The 6,095-nt window shown below is 27.9% G+C and carries 5 protein-coding genes and 1 pseudogene; 2 read left to right on the forward strand and 4 right to left on the reverse strand.

All coding sequences use genetic code 11. The features are described 5' to 3' along the window. Positions 1 to 515: 515 nt before the first annotated feature. Positions 516 to 1,670 carry an HD-GYP domain-containing protein gene (locus ACREVU_RS09075; protein ID WP_431551273.1) on the reverse strand — a complete coding sequence of 385 codons (1,155 nt, stop codon included), beginning with the start codon at positions 1,668 to 1,670 and terminating at the stop codon, positions 516 to 518. A gap of 555 nt (positions 1,671 to 2,225) precedes the next feature. Between ACREVU_RS09075 and ACREVU_RS09080 the strand changes: the two genes are divergently transcribed. After that, complete coding sequence (locus ACREVU_RS09080; RefSeq protein ID WP_431551277.1) at positions 2,226 to 2,711, forward strand: TetR/AcrR family transcriptional regulator C-terminal domain-containing protein; 486 nt, start codon at positions 2,226 to 2,228, stop codon at positions 2,709 to 2,711. A 65-nt stretch (positions 2,712 to 2,776) separates the two neighbouring features. Here ACREVU_RS09080 and ACREVU_RS09085 read toward each other — a convergent pair. Both ACREVU_RS09085 and ACREVU_RS09090 read right to left on the reverse strand, forming a co-directional pair. Further along, positions 2,777 to 3,589 (reverse strand): annotated as a pseudogene (locus ACREVU_RS09085) (ABC transporter permease); the annotation flags it as partial. Positions 3,590 to 3,612: 23 nt separating this feature from the next. After that, on the reverse strand, positions 3,613 to 4,506 hold the full coding sequence (locus tag ACREVU_RS09090; RefSeq protein ID WP_431551274.1) for an ABC transporter substrate-binding protein: 894 nt from the start codon (positions 4,504 to 4,506) through the stop codon (positions 3,613 to 3,615). Positions 4,507 to 4,783: 277 nt separating this feature from the next. On the opposite strand from ACREVU_RS09090, the gene ACREVU_RS09095 reads away from it, so the two are divergent. Next, positions 4,784 to 4,981 (forward strand): hypothetical protein, encoded by a 198-nt coding sequence (locus tag ACREVU_RS09095; protein ID WP_431551275.1) that lies wholly within the window; start codon positions 4,784 to 4,786, stop codon positions 4,979 to 4,981. 143 nt (positions 4,982 to 5,124) lie between these two features. On the opposite strand, the gene ACREVU_RS09100 is transcribed toward ACREVU_RS09095, so the two are convergent. Next, complete coding sequence (locus tag ACREVU_RS09100; protein WP_431551276.1) at positions 5,125 to 5,748, reverse strand: PilZ domain-containing protein; 624 nt, start codon at positions 5,746 to 5,748, stop codon at positions 5,125 to 5,127. Between the last annotated feature and the right edge of the window lie 347 nt (positions 5,749 to 6,095).

A 6,095-nucleotide genomic window follows, 5' to 3' on the forward strand; every position in this document is an offset into this window, starting at 1 on the left:
ACATACTTTTTAGTCTTACGACTAAAATTAATTCTTTATCTAAAGTAATTAACTGGTCTAACGAAATATTATTTCGTTATTTTACCTATTTCTCTGTTTAATTTTCAAAGACCAACTATCTATTTTGCATTAATCGCCAACCGACGACTTCTACTATATTACTAGGTATTACTTGTTTTGTCAACAACTTTTTTAATTTATTTTTAAATAAAAACTTATTAAACAGTAATTAACATTTAACACACTGTGTCACTACTTTGTGACGACAAGGAATATTGTATCATATAAATAAGTGTACAATTTTGGTCTATAGGTAACCTAGCTAGATTATCTTCATAATACTCCATATATATATGAATAATTCTAATTCCCGCATTCCGATACACATGGCTAAATTTATAAACATACTTTCATCTACATTTTAAAATCTTCTGTCATTTGTAAAAGGTTTATTAAATAAATTACAATTGTTTTTAAAATGCCTTCTATTATAAGATACAATTATATCATATCATTTATGTAGAAAATAATTGTATTGCTACTTTTGCTATTTCTGCATTAAATTGTTTACCACTTTCCTTTTCTATAATTTCAAGTGCTTCATTTATAGAAAGTGCTTTTCGGTAAGCTCTATCCGAAGTCATTGCATCATATGCATCAGCTACTTGTATTATCTGTGACTCAGATGGTATTTCATCACCTTTTAACCCTTGAGGATATCCCGTACCATCATAATTTTCGTGATGACTATATGCAATGTTTGAAATGTTAGAAAAGTTACTTATCTTATCTAAAATAGTCTTAGTATGTATAGGATGTAGTTTAACAATATTATACTCATCTTCAGTCAGTTTACCTGGTTTATTTAATATTTCTGTTGGAACCCCAATTTTACCAATGTCATGCAATAAAGCAGCAGTACTAATATCCATTATTTGTGATTTTGCTAATCCAAGTTCCTTAGCGATGGCACAACTATATTCTCTTACTCTCTGCGCATGGCCTTCTGTATACTTATCTTTAACTTCAATAGCAGATACTAATGCAGTTACAATCTCATCATGCATCTTAGTCTCTCTATCATGAAAAACCTTCTGGGAATAAAAATTAGATATAATTTGTGCATAAAATTTCAATATTTTTTTAGAATTTTTGGAAAAGTCAGTTCCATTAAAACAGTCAAGACTAATTAAACCTACATTCACACCCTCAACTTGAACCGGTGCATATAATGAAATAAAATTAGAATAAGTTCCAAGTTCTTTAAAGGTTTCTATTATTTCTTTGGTGAATTTTGTATCATCTCGTTTCTTAATATATATTTGATATGCATCAATATTACAAACATCTGAGCATTCATAGTCTATAAACGCATCACTTCTATTAAAAACTAATTTTTTAAGAGTTTCAAAATCATATCCATTTGTAAATATAGGTATGTATTTATCTCCTGAAAGCTCATAAAGAGATCCCTTTTCCGCTTCGGGTATTAATTTAAAGGCACTAACAAAAACTTTTTCTAAAAATTCATCTTTGCTCATATTATTCATATTAACAAAAGATTCAAATATATCCATTACTTTATCATAGTTAGTAACTTCATCATTATCATCTGTTTTCGTTTTTATTTTATATAATGGCTCTAAAAATTCTGTTATTTTTGTTTTCATTAGTATTACCCCCATAAAATAGCAAACACTGATGTTATTACATAGTTCAGTAAATTATTTTCCTTATATACAATATTAGAAAGTAAAAATAAATAAGTTGTTAATATAATTGACATTACAAATACAAAATAATAAATTGAGAATAGCGTTTTGGTATTTTCTTAAGCTTTATTTTAACAAATAATCATATAGATAACACAGATTGAATTCCATAAAAAAACGACATAAAGATAAAAAATATTTACTATCTAAGTCAGCTATTTTTTTCATATATTTTATTCCTTTAAATAATTCCTATAAACGCATGTTTTGCTAAACATTCTACTTATATAATTCAATATTATTCTGCAATTTTCCTTTAAAATTTGTAGAAAAAAATAAGATCGTTGCCTTTTATGCAATTTCTCCTTTTCATATTTATTAACCTTTAAAATTTTATAGCTTTCCTTAAACAAAAATTCGTATTAAATATAATATATATAACTCAAATGAAAAGAGATCTAATGTATGTCACAAACTACAAAATAATCTTTAGCACAACCATTGAAAAAGCTAATGAATACCACTCCTTTAGCAAAAATTACAATTAATGATATTGTTAGGGACTGTGGAGTTAATCGCCGTACATTTTACTATCACTTTCAAGATGTCTACGCACTCTTAGAATGGATTTTCAGAACTGAAGTCGCTAGGGCCATGGCAGAAAATACAACATCTCGTACCTGGCAACAGAAATTTTTAAATATATTAATTTATTTGGATAAAAATCGTAAAATGGTTTTAAATACCTATAATTCCATTGGACGTGAACACTTGGAAACCCATTTATACAGTGCAGTATATTGCCTTCTCTTAAAACTGTTTAATTTTGCTGCATCAATATACTTAAAATATTCAAGAGTAAAACTAATTTTTCTTGCTTTAAAGGTAGTAATGCTTCCCATAAAAATGGTTAAATACTTTAAAATTACTATTGTTACAAATAAAATAGTAATAAATACTATGATATTTGTAAACCATTTAGGAAGTTCTAAATCATAATTATCTAATTTACTACTTTTGAAGGAATGGTAAGAAAACATTTTATTATCCTTCATAAGTAATCTATAAATGATATAAAATAATAAAGAAGGAATTAAAAGAAATACACTCATTGCACTTGCAAGTGGCAAATTACCAGTACCAACTACATTTATGTATGCTTCTGTTGCCAATACATTATAGCCTCCACCAATTATTATAGGGATACTAAAATCTGATAAACTGGACACAAAAGCTATTAAAGCTGCAATTATCATTCCAGATTTAGCTGTAGGAATTATTACCCCAAACAAAGTGCTTAAAGGGTCTGAACCTAGATCTTGAGATGAATGTATGATGTTTTTATCTACCGCTTTAAACGCAGTTACTATTAATAGAGTTGCAATAGGAATATGTCCAAGAGTTTGCATTAATACTATGCCTTTCCATCCATAAGGATTAAGGCTTAGATGAAGCAACCTATATGTAATTAACCCTCGCCTTCCAAATAAAATTATAAAAGCAAGTGAATCAACAAATGGTGGTGATATCATATTTAAAAGTAGAACAGAGTATATTATTTTTTTACCTTTGAATTTTGTTTGAGTTAAAAAAAATGATATTAACATTGATATTATAATGACAAAGACTGTTGAAATAATCGCTACAAATATACTATTATAAAGTAACCCGCTATTTTCATTAATCAACTCTTTATACACATCAAAAGTAAAAGTACCATTAACATAAAAACTATTTACTACTACTGAAATGATTGGCCATAGAACAAAAATAATTATGACTATTGCTACTAAAATAAATATAAAATTTTCATTTAATTTTGAAATAAGGGCATCTTTAAAAGATGCCCTTTTGTTTTTAGAAATATTGTTGACCATATTATCACTCTCTCACTAAACTTCTATTTTTTAATTTTTTCTTTCCAAGTTTTCAATATTTCTTCTCTGTCTTTTCCCGCTTTTACTAAATCTATTTCAAGTAAATCATCTTTTTTAACATTTTTCATTACTTCTGGTGTTTTAACATCTGGTCTCGTTGGAAATCTTGGACACTGCGTAACTATTATTTCCTGTCCATGTTTTGATAATGACCAATCTACAAATTTTTTAGCAGCTTCTATATTTTTTGAATCTTTAAATATTGCAACTGGTGCTGGTGTCCAAGGAATTCCATCAGTAGGAAAAATATTGGCTACATTATATTTTTCACCTTTGGCTATTTGTTCACCATCAAGTGGAGATATGCCTATTGCAACTTCTCCAGCTATTGCTTTTTGAGGTGGTTCTCCGCCTCTTTGAGGATAATATGAAATGTTCTTGTTTAAATCTTCAAAGTATTTCCATCCTTTTTCATCACCCAAGGTTTGAAGCAACGTCGAAATTATACAATAACTTGTGCCTGAAATATTTGGATTTGGCATTAAAATTTCATCCTTATATATAGGATCTGTTAATTCTGACCATGTTTGAGGAATTTTTAAATTCTTTTCGATGCAAACATCTTTATTTACAACAAGTCCTGCAGTAACTAAAGTCATACCAGTCCAATATCCTTCACTATCTTTATATTTGTCCTGAATAGTTTTAGCTTCTTTTGATATGTACTTTTCTAATAGCCCTTCAGTTACTGCTGCCATAAATCCATCTGAGCCACCCCCAAACCATACATCTGCAACTGCAGTTCCCTTTTGAGCTTTTGCTTTGGATAAAACTTCACCTGAAGATATATCTAAGAATTCAACCTTAATTCCCGTATCACTTTCAAAAGCTTTAAATATTTTTTCCTTATGTCCCATAGCTGCAACTACCTTTAATGTGCCTTGAGTTTTGCTAGGAGTAGTTTGTTTTTCTGCAGTTTTAGTGCAATATTAAAATTAATATGAATAATACACAAAAAAATATATTCAAATAAAACTTGAATTCATTGGGGGTAAAATTATGCTTATTGATATTCACATACATGAAAGTAAATATTCAGCTGACAGTAAAATGACCTTAAAAGAAGTAGTAATCACAGCTAAAGCTAGAGGTTTAGATTGAATTTGTATAACAAATCATGGAAACAATGATATTATGCAAGAAGCTCATGATTATGCTAAGAAAAATAGTTTTTTAATATTAGTAGGCGCAGAAATATTTACACAAGAAGGTGATATACTAGCATTTATTACTGAAAAAATGAGAATCCCTGACAAAACAATACATGCGGAAGAATTGCTTGATATATTAGTTGTCCTGCTATATATAACGGTGGAAAATATATCATTTTGAACATGTTTGATAAATAACCACATAGAAGATGATTGACATTAACCCAAAAGAAGGTAACTTAACGTTATCTTCTTTGTCAGCTTAAATAATAATAACTATGCATTAAATAATAAAAATAATGCTCTGTATTTTAATTGATTTTTTTATACCCACCACTCAAAGTTATGATCTTCAGACTTTGAATAGCTAAAATTTAATCTAAAACATTCTCTTACTAATATTCCCTTTTCTAAAGAAAAATCCACTACTTCTTCTAAAATTCCAGCTATCTTTTCCTTTTCTAAATCTGGCACATGCAATTTCACTCCATATCTATATTTATTCTCTTCAATTTTTGTTCTCCAGAGCGCATAACCTTTAGCATAGATTACCCTATCAGCAATAACAATTTTAAATTCTAAAATTGTATCCTCATCCATTGCTACTTCTACATCAGTAATAAATTGAATACCGTCTTGTGAAATATTGTCTATTACTATAGTGATCCACTGTGAACTGGCAAATTCATTACTAATTTTATCCACTTTCATTTTCCCAACAAAATCATTATTAAGTTTATATCTTTTACATATTCTTTTATTAAATTTACCTGTATATTTTCTAATACAATCTATTACATCACATGCACAAAGTTCAGAATTGTTTAGATTACCCTCTTTATTTAACTCATTGAGCTTGCTTATGAACTTTTCATGATCCTCATCAGACTTATTAATAAACTTAACTCCGTATCTATATATGCCAATATCAATTTCTTCTTTTCTCACAATATTACCATAAAAAGCACTACTCACATTTCAATCACTCAAAATATATAGCTGAAACCATAAAATAGTTCTAAACCAAATTTTACCATTTAATGTATAGATAAAATAGATAATTATGCTATAATATTATTATAATTAATTTTTAAATTAATTGGAAGGGATTTGAATTATGAAAAAATTTTTAGTTTTGATATTATGCTTAAGTTTAATTTTAGTTGGTTCTGATACTCCCATGCCTAAAGGCATGGGGTTCTTAAATACATTATCTTCTCCTATACTCTCATTTATATAAAAACTATAAATTACAACATATAAGAACTAAATAACTTCTCTAAGACTTTTACTAC

This window comes from Clostridium sp. (assembly GCF_050717535.1).
In the GTDB taxonomy this organism is placed as follows: Bacteria; Bacillota; Clostridia; order Clostridiales; family Clostridiaceae; genus Clostridium_AD.